General features: G+C 62.2%; 16 protein-coding genes. 6 read left to right on the top strand and 10 right to left on the bottom strand.

Annotation, left to right across the window (positions count from 1 at the left end; translation table 11 throughout):
• Positions 1 to 109: 109 nt before the first annotated feature.
• The 3 genes from ACQZ6J_RS01465 to ACQZ6J_RS01455 are packed head-to-tail and all read right to left on the bottom strand — an operon-like array spanning position 110 to position 1,828.
• Positions 110 to 913 carry an anti-sigma factor family protein gene (locus ACQZ6J_RS01465; protein WP_449081421.1) on the bottom strand — a complete coding sequence of 268 codons (804 nt, stop codon included), beginning with the start codon at positions 911 to 913 and terminating at the stop codon, positions 110 to 112.
• On the bottom strand, positions 910 to 1,464 hold the full coding sequence (locus tag ACQZ6J_RS01460; RefSeq protein ID WP_449081419.1) for an RNA polymerase sigma factor: 555 nt from the start codon (positions 1,462 to 1,464) through the stop codon (positions 910 to 912). The genes ACQZ6J_RS01465 and ACQZ6J_RS01460 overlap by 4 nt, the downstream gene beginning before the upstream one ends.
• Positions 1,448 to 1,828: a COG4315 family predicted lipoprotein gene (locus ACQZ6J_RS01455; protein WP_163987639.1), complete on the bottom strand. Its 381-nt coding sequence runs from the start codon at positions 1,826 to 1,828 to the stop codon at positions 1,448 to 1,450. Before ACQZ6J_RS01455 ends, ACQZ6J_RS01460 begins: the two co-directional genes overlap by 17 nt.
• Before the next feature lie 151 nt (positions 1,829 to 1,979).
• Between ACQZ6J_RS01455 and ACQZ6J_RS01450 the strand changes: the two genes are divergently transcribed.
• Both ACQZ6J_RS01450 and ACQZ6J_RS01445 read left to right on the top strand, forming a co-directional pair.
• A complete protein-coding gene (locus ACQZ6J_RS01450) occupies positions 1,980 to 3,107 on the top strand; it encodes an ATP-dependent DNA helicase (RefSeq protein ID WP_163987638.1) in 1,128 nt (375 codons plus the stop codon).
• 184 nt (positions 3,108 to 3,291) lie between these two features.
• Positions 3,292 to 4,044, top strand: a complete 753-nt coding sequence (locus tag ACQZ6J_RS01445; RefSeq protein ID WP_449081416.1) for a pyridoxine 5'-phosphate synthase — start codon at positions 3,292 to 3,294, stop codon at positions 4,042 to 4,044.
• Positions 4,045 to 4,293: 249 nt separating this feature from the next.
• Here the strand turns inward: ACQZ6J_RS01445 and ACQZ6J_RS01440 are convergent, their stop codons facing one another.
• Positions 4,294 to 5,181: an SDR family oxidoreductase gene (locus ACQZ6J_RS01440; RefSeq protein WP_449081414.1), complete on the bottom strand. Its 888-nt coding sequence runs from the start codon at positions 5,179 to 5,181 to the stop codon at positions 4,294 to 4,296.
• Positions 5,182 to 5,319: 138 nt separating this feature from the next.
• Between ACQZ6J_RS01440 and ACQZ6J_RS01435 the strand changes: the two genes are divergently transcribed.
• A complete protein-coding gene (locus ACQZ6J_RS01435) occupies positions 5,320 to 5,736 on the top strand; it encodes a winged helix-turn-helix transcriptional regulator (RefSeq protein ID WP_449081412.1) in 417 nt (138 codons plus the stop codon).
• Between the two features lie 10 nt (positions 5,737 to 5,746).
• On the top strand, positions 5,747 to 6,994 hold the full coding sequence (locus tag ACQZ6J_RS01430; RefSeq protein ID WP_163987633.1) for an FAD-dependent monooxygenase: 1,248 nt from the start codon (positions 5,747 to 5,749) through the stop codon (positions 6,992 to 6,994).
• Here the strand turns inward: ACQZ6J_RS01430 and ACQZ6J_RS01425 are convergent, their stop codons facing one another.
• The 5 genes from ACQZ6J_RS01425 to ACQZ6J_RS01405 form a co-directional block, all read right to left on the bottom strand.
• On the bottom strand, positions 6,995 to 8,209 hold the full coding sequence (locus ACQZ6J_RS01425) for an MFS transporter (protein WP_449081410.1): 1,215 nt from the start codon (positions 8,207 to 8,209) through the stop codon (positions 6,995 to 6,997).
• A 54-nt stretch (positions 8,210 to 8,263) separates the two neighbouring features.
• A complete protein-coding gene (locus ACQZ6J_RS01420) occupies positions 8,264 to 8,881 on the bottom strand; it encodes a TetR/AcrR family transcriptional regulator (RefSeq protein ID WP_449081408.1) in 618 nt (205 codons plus the stop codon).
• A gap of 88 nt (positions 8,882 to 8,969) precedes the next feature.
• The gene (locus ACQZ6J_RS01415) at positions 8,970 to 9,476 is read right to left on the bottom strand and encodes an N-acetyltransferase family protein (protein WP_449081406.1); all 507 of its coding nucleotides are present in this window, start codon (positions 9,474 to 9,476) and stop codon (positions 8,970 to 8,972) included.
• Positions 9,477 to 9,553: 77 nt separating this feature from the next.
• On the bottom strand, positions 9,554 to 10,483 hold the full coding sequence (locus ACQZ6J_RS01410) for a bifunctional helix-turn-helix transcriptional regulator/GNAT family N-acetyltransferase (protein ID WP_449081404.1): 930 nt from the start codon (positions 10,481 to 10,483) through the stop codon (positions 9,554 to 9,556).
• Between the two features lie 71 nt (positions 10,484 to 10,554).
• On the bottom strand, positions 10,555 to 11,274 hold the full coding sequence (locus ACQZ6J_RS01405; RefSeq protein ID WP_449081402.1) for an aspartate/glutamate racemase family protein: 720 nt from the start codon (positions 11,272 to 11,274) through the stop codon (positions 10,555 to 10,557).
• 161 nt (positions 11,275 to 11,435) lie between these two features.
• Between ACQZ6J_RS01405 and ACQZ6J_RS01400 the strand changes: the two genes are divergently transcribed.
• On the top strand, positions 11,436 to 11,900 hold the full coding sequence (locus ACQZ6J_RS01400) for an Lrp/AsnC family transcriptional regulator (protein WP_163987628.1): 465 nt from the start codon (positions 11,436 to 11,438) through the stop codon (positions 11,898 to 11,900).
• A gap of 108 nt (positions 11,901 to 12,008) precedes the next feature.
• Positions 12,009 to 13,271 (top strand): NAD(P)/FAD-dependent oxidoreductase, encoded by a 1,263-nt coding sequence (locus tag ACQZ6J_RS01395; protein WP_449081399.1) that lies wholly within the window; start codon positions 12,009 to 12,011, stop codon positions 13,269 to 13,271.
• A 39-nt stretch (positions 13,272 to 13,310) separates the two neighbouring features.
• On the opposite strand, the gene ACQZ6J_RS01390 is transcribed toward ACQZ6J_RS01395, so the two are convergent.
• A complete protein-coding gene (locus tag ACQZ6J_RS01390) occupies positions 13,311 to 14,354 on the bottom strand; it encodes an NAD(P)-dependent alcohol dehydrogenase (RefSeq protein ID WP_449081397.1) in 1,044 nt (347 codons plus the stop codon).
• Positions 14,355 to 14,491: the final 137 nt, after the last annotated feature.

The raw sequence follows: 14,491 nt of genomic DNA, 5'->3' as shown, positions 1-14,491 counted from the left end.
AGACCAGTCCTCATGTTGAGGTGTGAGCCCGTGGGGCCGTCTCGAACCACGAGGGCGGGGGGCTGGTCTCCCAATCTTCATGTCGTATGCAAGTGTTTCTAAAGGAAGGCTAGGACGAGAACTGCTTGTAGCACTCGTCCGCCACCTGTCGCAGCATGTCGCGGGAGATCTCGCCGGTGACGGCATAGCCGAGATCGCCGTCGATCCAGTAGAAGGTTTCGACGTCGCCGCTGCTGGCGAAACGGAAGCTGGTCGTGCTGTTGCCGCTATTGCGCCCCACCAGCACGGTCAGGCGCTGGCCGCTGGCATTTTCATACATGAACAGCGCTCCCGGTGTGCCGTTGATCGGCAGCAACCGGCCGCCGACCAGCTGGAAGCCCAGCGTCTGCAGGCTCGGCACCTTGAGGCCGGCGATATTCATGCGCTTGCCGAGCCAGGTGGCGAGATGCGCTTCCTGATCCGCACCAACTTCGACGGGATGGCGGACATCGCTGGCATAAACGACGAAAGCCGAATGCGCCTGCTGCGGCAGTGCCTCGATCGCGGTCAGCTGCAATTCGGGCCTGGCGAAAAGATCGGGGCCAAAGCGACCGGCGGCTGCACCGGCGAAGAACAATGCGAGCGAGGCGGCAAGCATCATCAGCCTGCGGCTTCGTTGCGGCGTAGCCGTTCGCCCAGCGGAGATCTTTCTGCCTTTCAGGACAAGGTCCGCGTCGCCATCCTGCGCTGTCGCGTAGGGTGCGAACATGGCGCGGATGTCATCGTTCTGGGCCTGCCATGCCGCAACCGCGGCGGCGTCTTCCGGGTTCCCGGCCAGCCATGCTTCCAGCTCCGTCCGCTCTTCCGGCGGCAGAAGGCCGTCGGCAAAGGCGTGAAGATCCGCTTCGGTCACGGTCGGTTTGCGGTCGTTCATCTTGGTCTCCGAAGCGTGACGACATTGTCGGAACTCAACAGGCTGGTCATCTTCTGGCGGGCGCGCGACAGGCGCGACATCACCGTGCCGATGGGGATATCGAGCATGTCGGCGACATCCTGATAGCTGTAGCCCTCGACGACGACGAGCATCAGCACCACCCGATAGTCTTCACCGAGGCTGTTCAGCGCCAATTCCAGGCGTGAGCGTTGCAGCGGGTCGTTGTCCGTCTCGGCTGCGGGCAGGTGGTCGTTTTCATCGATACCGACGAAACTGCGGTTGGCCTGCTGACGCCGCCCGTTGCGATAGAGATTGGTCATGATGGTGAGGACCCAGCCGCGCAGGTTCAGGCCGCGCCATTGGCCGCGCCGGGTCAGGACCTTTTCGACGCAATCCTGAAGCAGGTCCTCGCCATCGGCGTCCGAGCGGGTGAGGCTGCGCGAATAGCGTCGCAACGAGGGGAGGAGCGCGAGCACCTCCGCCTCGAAACTATCGGGCGCGGGGGCGGCTCCCGCCGCGCCATTTCCGGTCCGGTCAGGGCCGTGCGGCATCCCAAACGCCCTTGAAGCCGTCGCCGGCGACATCACCGGACTTTGCGTCCTTGACGAAGAAGTAGAGCGGCATGCCGTCCTTTGCCCACTGTTTCATCCCGTCCTTGCGGGTAATGATCGAATATGCACCCTCCGCCTTGGCTTTGTCATCGGCCATGAGCGGCGGCCAGGCCTTCTCGCAATCGCCGTTGCAATTGGATTCGCCAGCCTTGTCGTTCTTGAAGGTGTAGAGCGTCTTGCCGTTTTCGCCGGCGAGGACCTTGCCCTTGGTGCTGTCGACCGTCTTGACGGGGGCTGCGGCGAAGGCGGCCGTGGCAAAGGCCGATGCCGCGGCGAACGCGGCCAGGAATCTCATAGTCTTCATGATGTCTCTCCTCGGGTGGTGAGCGGTGGTAGCCCAGGCGTCGCATTTTGCGTTGCCGGACATGAGACACGGGTACGCCGGATTTTATTCCCCGCGTGCCGGGTATTTTTTACTGCTTGCTTCCTGCGGCCGAATCCTGCCAATTCGGCCCATGCAATTCGCGCCGCAACAAGATGAAGCGCTCAAGGCCGTCGCCAAATGGCTGAAGGAAGGGCGTACACCGCTGTTTCGCCTCTTCGGCTATGCCGGCACGGGCAAGACGACGCTTGCGCGGCATTTTGCCGAGAATGTCGATGGCGAGGTGCTGTTTGCGGCCTTCACCGGCAAGGCGGCGCAGGTGCTGCGCTCGCGTGGCGCTTCGAATGCCAAGACCATCCATTCGCTGATCTACCGGCCGCGCGGCGAGGAAGCCGTCGAGGACGAAGAGACGGGCAAGACATCGATCGCCCCGATGTTCACCATCAACCGCCAGAGCCCGGTTGCCAAGGCCGCGCTGATTATCGTCGACGAATGCTCGATGGTGGACGAAGCGCTCGGCAAGGATCTGATGAGCTTCGGAACGCCCATTCTGGTGCTTGGCGATCCCGGGCAGCTCCCGCCTGTTTCCGGCGGCGGTTTCTTTACGAACGAGGAGCCGGATTATCTGCTGACGGATATTCATCGTCAGGCCCGCGACAATCCGATCATCCAGCTTGCCATGCAGGTGCGCGAGGGCAAGGAGATCATGCACGGCGACTATGGCACCGCGCAGGTCATCTCGAAGAACGAGGTCACGCAGCCGCTGGTGCTGGAGGCGGATCAGGTCCTGGTCGGCACCAACAGGACGCGGCGGCGCTACAATCAGCGTTTGCGCGAGCTTAAAGGTTTTACGGCCGACTATCCGCAATCCGGCGACAAGCTGGTCTGCCTGCGCAACGATCCGGCCAAGGGGCTGCTCAACGGCTCGCTCTGGCAGGTCATGACCTCTTCCAGAGAAACCACGAAGCCGGGCATCAACCTGCTGGTGCGGCCGGAAGACGACGACATGGATCGCGGCGCGGCCAAGATCAAGCTGCTGAAGCAGGCCTTCGAGGATGTCGAGGGGGAGATTCCGTGGTCGACCCGCAAGCGCTATGACGAATTCGACTATGGCTACGCGCTGACGGTGCACAAGGCACAGGGTTCGCAGTGGAACAATGTCGTCCTGTTCGACGAGAGCTGGGCATTTCGCGACACGCGCGAGCGCTGGCTTTACACCGCGATTACCCGCGCCGCCGAAACGCTGACGATCGTTCGATAGGGCGGCGCCTTCGGCAAAAATATCCGAAAAAGGTCAGCTCGTCGCCAGGTCATCGCATGGTGATGCCGATGAAGGGTGCCCATCAAACTTTTGCATGGGTTGATGTCGGAATCTCGTTGGTTTTGCTGGCCATAATGGCATAAAACGGCGCTATCATCCGCTTTGAAAATCAGGGATTTCGATCATGCCCGCCAAGCTTTCCGTGAACCTCAACGCCATCGCGATGCTGCGCAATCGGCGTGATCTTCCCTGGCCGAGCGTCACGGGCTTCGGGCGCATCGCACTGGCTGCCGGCGCAAGCGGCCTGACGGTTCATCCGCGTCCCGATCAGCGCCACGTCCGCTTTTCCGACCTGCCCGAGATCCGCGCCTTGATCGATGACGAATTTCCGGAGGCCGAGTTCAATATCGAGGGCTATCCGACCGATGAGTTTTTCGATCTCTGCGCTTCCGTCGAGCCCGAGCAGGTGACGCTCGTGCCGGACGATCCGACGCAGGCGACGTCGGACCATGGCTGGGACTTCCGCAGGAATCGCGAGCTGCTGGTCGATGTCGTCGCCAGGTACAAGAAGATCGGCTGCCGCGTTTCGCTGTTTGCCGATGGCGACGGCGATGCCGAGGCCGTGAAGATCGCCAGGGAGGTCGGGGCCGACCGCATCGAGCTCTATACCGGCCCCTATGGCGGCTGCTACGACGCCCCTGAGAAGGCTGCCGTCATTCTCGAAGCGCTCGGCAAGACCGCCGATGCCGCGTTTGCCAACGGCCTCGACGTCAACGCCGGCCACGATCTGACGGTCGCCAATCTGCCTGCGCTTCTCAAGCGTATTCCGAAGCTCGCCGAGGCTTCGATCGGTCACGGACTGACCGCCGATGCGCTGGAATATGGCATGGCCGAGACGGTGCGCCGCTTCCGGCGGGCTTGTGGGCAGGCGGTTTGAACGGGATAGTTTTAGGGCTGGTCAGGCGAGAATGTCGCTGACGCGCCATAGTGCCTGGCCCCTCATCCTAGCCTTCTCCCCGTATCGCGGGGAGAAGGGACGATAGCGGACAAGCGGGACCTATCGCACCAATTGGAGTTCATGCGTGAGGCATGAAAGCTCCCTCTACCCGCAAGCGGGGAGAGGGTTGGGGGTGAGGGGCCATGCATGAACGTGCGGCAATGGCGCACCGACCTGACCTTCGCAAACTCAGCCGAGCAACGCGGCCTTGTGTTCCTCGATGAAGCTGCGCAGCGTCTGCGGCTCCTTGCCGGTCAGCTTGTTGAAGTCGTTCGAGAGGAGGTCGAAGTTGCCGGCGCGGGTGTTGGCGTCGGCGGAGACGAGCATGTCGACGACGAATTTCGGCAGGCCGGCGCCGGTGAGGCCCGCGGCGAACTGTTCGTCGTTGACCTGCACGACCTCAAGCGGGCGGCCGGTGATCTTGCTGACGACGCTTGCCACGTCCTCAATGGTGAGAGCGGTAGAACCCGTCAGCGTATACGTCGCGTTATCGGTCGTATCGGATGCGAGCGCTGCAGCGATGGCAAGCGCGCAATCGTTGCGGCTGATGTTGCTGACGCGACCGGTGCCGGCTGCGGTGTACCACTTGCCGACTTCGAGGCTGTGCGGCAGACCCATCAGATAGTTGTCGAAGTACCAGGCGTCACGCAGGATCGTGTAGCCGATGCCGCTTGCCTTGATGGCGTTTTCCGTGCCGAGGTGGTCGGGCGCGAAGGTGACGAGCGACGTTTCCGGAGCGGGCATGGAGGTATAGAGAATGTGTTTTACGCCAGCCTTCTTGGCGGCCTCGATGGCGGCCGTGTGCTGCTTCAGCCGCAAGCCGGGGACGGCGAGCGCATCGGTGCTGATGATCAGCAGGCGATCGACGCCGGCAAAGGCGGCCGACAGGGTGGCGGCATCGTCGAAGTCGGCCTTGCGGATGACGACACCCTTCGCGGCGAGATCGGCAAGCTTCTCCGGGCTGCGCGTTGCGGCGATGATGCGGCCGGGCGCGACCTTGTATGTCTCCAGCAAGTGATGGATGACGCGCTGGCCGAGCTGACCGGCGGCGCCGGTGACGAGAAGAGTGCTGCTCATGTCTTTATCCTTGTTTGACCGCCACGTATTTGCGGGGGCCTGGTTGCTCTCAAAAAGAGACTAGCACTAGAATAGGAATTGACTTCGCGGTGTAAAGGAGGCAGTTTTTCGGCTCCAAGTTACCAAAAGGGAACCGGCATGAGCGCCAGCACCGTCGTCAACCTGCGCAGCATAGACCCGCCATTGCGCGACGTCGACCTCAGCAATCTCGATTTCGGCAACTGTCCGGTGCGTGACCTGATCTCGCAGATCGGCGGAAAGTGGTCGGTGCTGCTGCTGGAAACATTGGCAAAGCGGCCATATCGCTTCGGCGAATTGCGCCGGCTGGTGCCCGATATTTCCCAACGCATGCTGACGCAGACTTTGCGCGATCTGCAGCGCGACGGCTATGTCGATCGCGAGGTGTTTCCCACTAAGCCGCCGAGCGTCGAATATCGGATGACGGAGCTCGGGCGTTCGCTCTATGTGCCGCTGGCGCAACTTCTGAACTGGGCGGAAGCCAATCACGAGGCCGTCAGGGCCGCGAGAACGCGTTTCGATCAATCGCCGAACTGAGCATCGCAGAGTGAAGCCTTTCAAGATTGCCATCGTCGGCGCCGGGCCTGCCGGTCTTGCCGCTTCCCTTCTTCTCTCCCGCGCCGGCCATGCGACCGACATTATCGAGCGCTTTGACAGCCCGGCTCCTGTCGGCTCCGCTTTGATGCTTCAGCCGACCGGATTGACCGTCCTTGAATCGCTTGGGCTCGGCCCGGCCATTCACGCTGCCGGCAACCGCATCGACCGCTTGTTCGGCACGGAAACCACCCATGGCCGCATCGTGCTCGATGTGCGCTACAGCGCCTTGCCCGGTGGCCGCTACGGGCTTGGCGTGCATCGCGCCGCCCTGTTCGACACGCTTCACGACGAGGTCTCCGCCCGGCGACATCCAATTCACACCGGGTTGCGTGTCATCGGCGTGACGGAGGAGGCGAGCGGCAGCTATCTTTCCGTCGAAGGGGGCGACCGTCTCGGACCCTATGATCTCGTCATCGATGCCAGCGGCGCGCGCTCGGAGCTGGTGGCGTCGTCGCCCGTGGCGCCGCGTGCACGCAATCTCGTCTACGGCGCCTTCTGGGCGACGCTCGAGTGCCCGGACGGTTTGGTGGATCAGGCGGCGCTGACGCAGCGCTATGACAAGGCGAGCGTGATGATCGGTGTTTTGCCGGTCGGCAGCAGACGGCCGCAAATGCCGAAACAGGCGGCCCTGTTCTGGAGCCTGAAGGTCGCGGATGCGGACGACGTGCGCAAGCGCGGGCTCGATCGCTGGAAGCAGACGATCCGCGGCTATTGGCCGGAATGTGAGCCCTTGCTGGAGCAGATCACCGATTGGGATCAGTTGACGCTGGCCCGTTATGCTCACCGTACCGTGAGAACGCCCTTCAGCGGGCGAACGGTTTTTGTTGGCGATGCGGCTCATTCCACCAGCCCGCAGCTGGGGCAGGGCGCCAATATGGCGCTGCTCGATGTGGCGGCGCTGGCGCACGCCCTTGCCGGACATGAAAGCATCGAGGCCGCGCTTTTGGCCTATGCCAGAGCGCGGCGGATGCATGTGCGGCTATTCCAGCTGCTCTCGGCAGCATTCACACCTTTCTATCAATCGGATGCGGCGGCTCTGGCATGGATCCGGGACCGGCTGGTCGCCACCATCGCCAAGGTGCCGCCGGCCCCGCAAATTCTCGCGGGCATCGTTTCCGGCACGCTGATCGATCCGTTTAACGGAGCGGGTTTGCGGGAATGCGACTGGCTGCGGCGAGCCGCGCCGCAGCCGTCCTGATCAGTTCTTGCGCTCGGTCAGGAAGGCAAGTAGCGCAATGACCGGGAAGGCGACGCCGATCCAGGACGCCATGGTCCAGCCGCCGGTCGCATAGGCCCAGCCGCCGAGCGCGGAACCGAGGGCGCCGCCGCCAAAGAAGGTCGCCATATAGAGGCCGTTGAGGCGGCTGCGGTGTTCGGCGCTGAGCGCGAAGATGGCGCGTTGGCCGAGCACGAGGTTGGTCTGCACCCCGAAGTCGAGCATGATGCCGGAGAGCGTCAGCGTGATCAGCGCCAGCAACGAGCCGCTACCGGAAAAATGGCCGATCAGGAAGGCGACGATCGCCAGCACCAGGGCGAAGGTGGTGGCAAGCTTCGTCCAGCCACGGTCGGCAACGCGCCCGGCGATCGGCGAGGCGACCGCGCCGGCCGCACCGGCAAGGGCGAAGAGAGCAATGCCGTTCTGCGTCAGCCCAAAGGCCGGGCTCGCCAGCAATAGCGGCGTCGTTGTCCAGAAAAGGCTGAAGGAGGCGAACATGCAGGCCTGATAGAGCGCGCGACGCTGCAGGACCGGCGTGTGAAGCGCGAGATGCCCCATGGAGGACAGCAACTGTCCATAATGCAGCTTGGTGTGCGGTATGCGGGTCGGAAGGACTGCGCGCAGGATGACGATCAGCCCGACCATGATCCCGGCCGAGATGATGTAAACCGCGTGCCATGACAGAAGCTCGGACAGGAAACTCGCGGCCGGACGGGCCAGCATGATGCCGCAGAGCAGGCCGCTCATGACATTGCCGACCACCGCGCCGCGGCTTGCGTCAGGCGCCATATGGGCCGCGAAGGGGACGAGGACCTGCACTGCGACGGAGGCCAGGCCGATACAGAGGGAGGCCAGCAGAAACAGCGACGGCGACCACGCGAAGGCCGCGCCGACCAGCGCGACGGCGGCAAGCGCCACCAGCGTCAGCACCAGCCTGCGGTTCTCCAGAAGGTCTCCCAGCGGCACGATCAGCAGCAAGCCGAGGCCGTAGCCGATCTGCGTCAGCGTCACGATGAGGCCCGTGGCGGCCGGCGTGAAGCCGAGCGATTGGCTGATCGGGCCGGCAAGAGGCTGCCCGTAGTAGAGATTGGCGGCGACCAGCCCGCAGGCGGCGGCGAACATGAATGTCAGCAGCGGCGAAATGGTCTTTTCAGGGAGCGGCGTGCTCTCCCGTCTGGCGGCGGCAGTTACGGGCATGACTCGTCCTCGATGTGGGCAGGGGGATGCGTTCCCCGAAAATTTGGATGAAAATCAGTTCAGCAGTTTCATGGCCGCCTCGGCGACGGCGAGCATATGTTCGGTCTTGCGGCCGGTCTTTCCGATCACGCGCATGCCCTTGGTGAGGGCAAGCAAGGCGCAGGCGGTGCTTTCCGGGTCGACATGCTCGGCAATGGAGCCATCAGCCTGACCCAGGCGGATGAGATCCAGAATGCGGCGTTCGTCGAAATCGAACGCCACGCCGACGCGGCTGGCGACTTCCTCATCGAAAAGCGCAAGCTCGGTCGCGCTGCCGACCACGAGGCAGCCTCGGCGGCCGATCTCGCCACAGGAGGCTTCGGCGAAGAACTTCACCAAGGCGCGCAGCTTTTCATAACCGTTCGGAGCCTCGGCGAGAGTGTCGTCGATCATGTGCTGACGGACGTGGCGATACCGTCCGAAAGCGGCGAGGAAGACGCCGCGCTTGTCGCCGAACGCCTTGTAGACGCTGCCGGCGGTCAGGCCCATGGCCTCGGTCAACTCGCTGATCGAGGCGGCGTAATAGCCGCGCTCCGAAAAGACGCACAGCGCTTCGTCGAGCGCGGAATCCATGTCGAATTCGCGCGGGCGTCCACGAAGCTTCGGTGCGATGTCGAGCGTGCCTGTTGTCATGCGACTCTTTTAGGAAATGATCGTTTCCAAATCAAGCGAATTTTTGCGATGCAAAAAAATCCGATCGAAATTGTGGGTATTGATCCTGTTATTCCTGGAGCAGCGCCATATGGATCGCGTCCTTGTAACGACCATCTATGCGAACGGATTTGCGGGCCAGACCCTCGCGGACGAAGCCGATTTTCTCATAGAGCGCTATGGCCCTTTCATTGTCGGCATGTACGCTGAGTTCGACGCGTTCCATTCCCGCATCATGGGCAGCCTGCAGAGTGGCTTCTATCAATCGACGGCCCAACCCCTTTCCGCGATAGGTCGGGATGATGCCCATGCCGAGACGACCGGCATGGGCGTGGGAAGGAAATGTGTGGCGGCTGATGTCGCACCAGCCGACCACCGTCCCATCGGCCAAGGCAACGAATTGCGGATTGCCGTTCTCGATCATGCCGAGCACGAAGGCGCGGGTTTTCTCCAATGGAGAGGCCTCGAGCAACGTCAGATATTCCCGCTCGCGCGCGACCGTATCGAGCGCCTTGTGAAAGCCTTCGATATATTCGGCGGCAATCGGCAGTATCCGGATTTCGGCATTCGTCATCATCAGCTGATATCTCGACACAAATGTGGGTGTATCGAGAATATGGCTCAACCCTGGGCTTGTCTATGCGCCCGACAGGTTCACAGGTCGAGCACCCATGTCTGACCGTTCAGCTCGGGGCCGAACATGCGATGCCTTTCCTCCGCGACGAGCTTGAATCCCGCCCTGATATAGATGGCTCGCGCGGCGTCGAGGATGTCGTTGGTCCAGAGCGAGAGCTTCTTATAGCCGGCATCGCGCGAGAAGCGGATGCATTCGTCGACCAGCAGCTTGCCGAGGCCGAGGCCGCGTGCGGCCTTGTCGACATAGAGCAGCCGGAGCTTCGCCACGCCATCGCCGCCATCGGCGATCATGGCGGAGCCGACATTCAGGCCGCCTCTTTCGGCGATCCAGCATCGGTCTTTCTGCGGATTGAAATTGGAGAGGAATTTTCCGGCGACTTCGGCCACCAGTCCTTCGAAGCGATGATCCCAGCCATATTCCTCGCTGTAGAATCGTGCCTGGCTTTGCACGATCCAGCCGATATCGCCGATGCGGTGATGGCGGATAATGGCGGGAGCGGCGGCGGTTTCGTCGGTGCCGAGCGTGTCTTGAATCGTCCGCATCGCCGCAACGACGCGTTCGGGTTCGCCGATTGCGAGCTTTTCGAAATATCCGGCGATCTGCGCGCGCGAGCGGCGGACGAATTCCTCGAACTGCGCCTGTCCCTTGTCGGTGACTTTTATGATCTGGCTGCGCGCATCGATCGGGTCCGGCGTCGTTTCGATCAGCCCGTCCTCGCGAAAGCGCTTGACGATGCGGCTGAGATAGGCGGGATCGAGGTGGAGGTCGCGGGTCAGAGCCGAGGCCGCGACGCCGCCGCGAAAGCCGACTTCGAACAGCACGCGCACGTCCGTCAGCGTGTAGGGGCTGTCGAGATAGGCTTTGTTCAGAACGCCGAGAAAGTTGGTGTAGAAGCGGTTGAAGTCGCGGACAGCATCGATGGTCGCAAATTCGGCGGCAGGAATCATGACATCGTCTCCTCAAATATAGGAGACGATGTCCATCATTTATTGGACTCAGTCAAGTAAATTGATCGAGATCAAGCGGCGCAACTGCTGCTGGCTGTTTCATTCGCCAGCGCAAAGTCGACGGCGGCTTCGGCGTGGATCGTCGTGGTGTCGAAGCCGGGCAGGATCAGCGCTTTCGGATCGAGGATGAGGCAGATCTCGGTGCAGCCGAGAATGACGCTATCGGCGCCTTCGGCCTTGGCGCGCTCGATGATGGCGTTCAGCTTCCGGCGCGACTCGTCCTTGATGATGCCGGCGCAGAGCTCGTTGAAGATGATGTCATGCGTCACGGTGCGATCTTCCGCGCCCGGGACCATGATCGAGACGCCGTTTCTCGCCATGCGCTCGGCATAGAAGCCATGCTCCATGGTGTAGCGCGTGGCGAGCAGGAGGGGCTTTGCACGACCGGCGGCCTTCAGCGCCGCAGCGGTTTCATCGATGATGTGGATGAGCGGCGCGGATACCCGTTCGGCAACCTGGGGCGCGATCAGGTGCATGGTGTTGGTGCAGATGAGCACGCATTCGGCGCCGGCCGTCTGCAGGCGCTGCGCGGCATCGGCAAGCCGGTCGGCGGCGTCGTTCCAGCGCCCAGCCTTCTGCAGGGCGACGATTTCCTCGAAATTGACGGAGTACATGACCATTTCGGCCGAGGAGAGACCGCCCAGCCGCTCGCGGACCATTTCATTGATCAGGCGATAGTAGACGACCGAACTCTCGAAACTCATGCCGCCGATCAGGCCAATAGTGCGCATAATGCTGTTCTCCGCTCCTGGATTGTGGTTGGAGCAATAGTGCTGCGATTCAGCCGCCGCGTGTTTGCATTTTTCGAAACTTATCAGAGCTTGGCTGCAATAGTTTGCGCATTTTTCGAATTATATGCAAAATAGAGGCGCACGGAATAGGATTGCCGCACATGCTTGACGACCGCGACCGAAAGATTCTCGAGTTTTTGCAGGCGGATGCCGGCATATCCGTCACCGAACTGGCCGACCGCGTCGCCCTGTCGGTCTCTGCCTGCTCGCGCCGCATCCAGCGGCTGGAGGAAAGCGGGCATATCGCCCGGCGCATCGTCGTGCTCGATCGCGAGAAGATGGGCGTGCCGACGACGGTCTATGCCCTCATCAAGACGGCGCATCATGCCGACGAGTGGATCGAATCCTTCCGCAAGGCAATCGGCGACATTCCCGAGATCGTCGAGGCGCACCGTCTCACCGGTAATTACGATTACATCCTGAAAATCGTGCTGCCGCGGGTGGAGCATTACGATGTCATCTACAAGATGCTCGTGCGCAAGATCGAGCTTTTCGATGTCTCGGCCTCGATCTCCATGGAAGAGCTGAAAAGCGGAGCGTCAATTCCGGTGAGTTATGCGCAGTAGATGTTTCGCAGTATCGTGGCCGCGCACGGGTGCCATGCATAAAAGAGTGTTGCTGCTTACTCTTCTCAACCCTACGTTTTCGGCGAAACGTAGCCATGAGGTGTTGCCATGCAGGATCATCACGTTGTCGTTGTCGGGGGCGGTTTCGGCGGGGTGCAGCTCGTCAACGATCTGAAAGGCGCACCCGTTCGTGTCACGATGATCGACCGGCGCAATCATCATCTGTTTCAGCCGCTTCTCTATCAGGTCGCGACGACCTTGCTGGCCACCTCCGAGATCGCCTGGCCGATCCGCAATTTCTTCAGGGACAGGCCGGAGGTGACGACGCTGCTTGCCGAAGTCGTCGGTGTCGACAGCGAGGCGCGTCAAGTTCTTCTGAAGAACGGGCAAAGGATTGCTTACGATACGCTGGTGCTGGCGACCGGGGCCACTCATGCCTATTTCGGCCATGACGAATGGGAGCCGGTGGCGCCGGGATTGAAGACGCTGGAGGACGCCACGACCATCCGCCGCCGCGTGCTGCTGGCCTTCGAACAGGCCGAGCTGGAAAAGGACCCGGCCATCCGCGACGCGCTCCTGACCTTCGTCATCGTCGGCGCCGGTCCGACCGGCGTGGAGCTTGCCGGGATCATCTCGGAGCTGGCAAGGACGACCTTGCCGAAGGAATTCCGCAATATCGATACGAGCAAGGCGAGGATCATCCTCGTGGAAGCCGGCCCGCGGGTGCTGGCGGCTTTCGCCGAAGACCTGTCCGACTATGCGCGCAGGGAGCTGGAATCGCATGGGGTCGACCTCCGCTTCGGCAAGCCTGTCACGTCCTGCACCGCGGAAGGGGTGACGATCGGCGATGTCTTCGTGCCGTGCCGCACCATCGTCTGGGCAGCGGGCGTCCAGGCATCGCCGGCTGCAAAGTGGCTGGATATCCCCGCCGACCGTGCCGGCCGCGCCGTGGTCGACAAGGAGTTGAGAGCGCCGGGCAAGGGAGATGTCTTCGTTATCGGCGATACGGCAGCCGTGATGCGTGACGACGGCAGCCCCGTGCCGGGAATCGCACCGGCCGCCAAGCAGCAGGGCGCCTATGTCGCCAAGGTAATCAAGGCAAAGCTTGCCGGCAAACCGGCGCCCGGTCCGTTTCGCTATCGCCATCAAGGCAGCCTCGCGACGATCGGCAAGAGCGCCGCGATCATCGATTTCGGCTGGCTGAAGCTCAGGGGATGGCTTGCCTGGTGGGTTTGGGGTCTCGCCCACATCTACTTCCTGATCGGCGTGCGCTGGCGCATCGCCGTCGCCTGGAGCTGGCTGTGGATCTACATCAGCCGGCAGCACAGCGCCCGGCTGATCACGCAGAGAGAAAGCATACGCGAGGAATGAAGAAGGGCGGCGTCCGACACGACGCCGCCCTTTGTCCGGTTAGGCCAGCGAGGCGATATCGATGACGAAGCGGTAGCGGACGTCGCTCTTCAGCACGCGCTCATAGGCCTCGTTGATCTCCTGAATGCTGATCTTCTCGATCTCGGCGACGATGTTGTGCTCGCCGCAGAAATCGAGCATCTCCTGGGTTTCCTTGATCGAACCGATCATGGAGCCGGAGAGGCTGCGGCGGCCGGGGATGAGCGAGAAGGCATGAACCGGAACCGCATGTTCGGGAACGCCGACCAGGACCATGTTGCCATCATACTTCAGCAGGTTGAGGTAGGCGTTCCAGTCGATGGCGGTGCCGACCGTGTTGATGATGAGGTCGAAGCTGCCGGCGAGCTTGGTGAAGGTCTCGGCGTCGCTGGTGGCGTAATAATCCTTGGCGCCGAGCTTGAAGCCGTCTTCCTTCTTCGACAGCGTCTGGCTGAGAACGGTCACATCGGCCCCCATGGCGTGAGCCAGCTTGACGCCCATGTGGCCGAGGCCGCCCATGCCGACGATCGCGACCTTCTTGCCCGGACCGGCCTTCCAGTGGCGCAGCGGCGAATAGAGCGTGATGCCGGCGCAAAGCAGCGGCGCGCCCGAGTCGAGCGGGATGTTGTCGGGGAAGGAGAGGACATAGCCTTCCTTGACGACGATCGAGTCGGAATAGCCGCCGAAAGTCGGCGTCTTGCCGTCGGCTTCTACGTCGTTATAGGTCTGGACCAGACCCGGCATGTAGTGCTCGTAATCCAGGTCGCGCGTGGCGCAAGTCGTGCAGGAATCGACGAAGCAGCCTACGCCGACGCGGTCGCCGACCTTGAACTTCGACACCTTCGAGCCGACAGCCGTCACGACGCCTGCGACTTCGTGGCCGGGCACCATCGGATATTTCGAGCCGCCCCATTCGTTGCGGGCCTGATGGATGTCGGAATGGCAGACGCCGCAATACTGGACCGAAATGACGACGTCGTCGCCGTTCGGTTCGCGGCGCTCGAAGGTGAAGGGGACGAGCGGTTTGGACGCGTCGGTTGCTGCATAACCCTTTGCGATAGGCATGGGAAACTTCCTTATCTTTTCGGATGGTTCGGGAGTGGAATTGGGATGGCCGACTATGCATCGGGACCGGACCACTGCGTTAGAGCGATCCTGCAAGCTTTATGTACGATCCTGCGAATCTAAATAGGCGGATGCTC

This window comes from Rhizobium sp. A37_96 (assembly GCF_053521765.1).
The sequence above is the reverse complement of the archived record's forward strand: the minus strand, read 5'-3'. Positions and strand labels throughout refer to the sequence as shown.

Coding starts and splice junctions, on each gene's coding strand:
- ACQZ6J_RS01445 (WP_449081416.1), top strand. CDS start 3,292: ATGCCCGCCAAGCTTTCCGTGAACCTCAACGCCATCGCGATGCTGCGC.
- ACQZ6J_RS01415 (WP_449081406.1), bottom strand. CDS start 9,476: ATGATGACGAATGCCGAAATCCGGATACTGCCGATTGCCGCCGAATAT.
- ACQZ6J_RS01440 (WP_449081414.1), bottom strand. CDS start 5,181: ATGAGCAGCACTCTTCTCGTCACCGGCGCCGCCGGTCAGCTCGGCCAG.
- ACQZ6J_RS01410 (WP_449081404.1), bottom strand. CDS start 10,483: ATGATTCCTGCCGCCGAATTTGCGACCATCGATGCTGTCCGCGACTTC.
- ACQZ6J_RS01425 (WP_449081410.1), bottom strand. CDS start 8,209: ATGCCCGTAACTGCCGCCGCCAGACGGGAGAGCACGCCGCTCCCTGAA.
- ACQZ6J_RS01400 (WP_163987628.1), top strand. CDS start 11,436: ATGCTTGACGACCGCGACCGAAAGATTCTCGAGTTTTTGCAGGCGGAT.
- ACQZ6J_RS01435 (WP_449081412.1), top strand. CDS start 5,320: ATGAGCGCCAGCACCGTCGTCAACCTGCGCAGCATAGACCCGCCATTG.
- ACQZ6J_RS01395 (WP_449081399.1), top strand. CDS start 12,009: ATGCAGGATCATCACGTTGTCGTTGTCGGGGGCGGTTTCGGCGGGGTG.
- ACQZ6J_RS01465 (WP_449081421.1), bottom strand. CDS start 913: ATGAACGACCGCAAACCGACCGTGACCGAAGCGGATCTTCACGCCTTT.
- ACQZ6J_RS01450 (WP_163987638.1), top strand. CDS start 1,980: ATGCAATTCGCGCCGCAACAAGATGAAGCGCTCAAGGCCGTCGCCAAA.
- ACQZ6J_RS01455 (WP_163987639.1), bottom strand. CDS start 1,828: ATGAAGACTATGAGATTCCTGGCCGCGTTCGCCGCGGCATCGGCCTTT.
- ACQZ6J_RS01390 (WP_449081397.1), bottom strand. CDS start 14,354: ATGCCTATCGCAAAGGGTTATGCAGCAACCGACGCGTCCAAACCGCTC.
- ACQZ6J_RS01405 (WP_449081402.1), bottom strand. CDS start 11,274: ATGCGCACTATTGGCCTGATCGGCGGCATGAGTTTCGAGAGTTCGGTC.
- ACQZ6J_RS01460 (WP_449081419.1), bottom strand. CDS start 1,464: ATGCCGCACGGCCCTGACCGGACCGGAAATGGCGCGGCGGGAGCCGCC.
- ACQZ6J_RS01420 (WP_449081408.1), bottom strand. CDS start 8,881: ATGACAACAGGCACGCTCGACATCGCACCGAAGCTTCGTGGACGCCCG.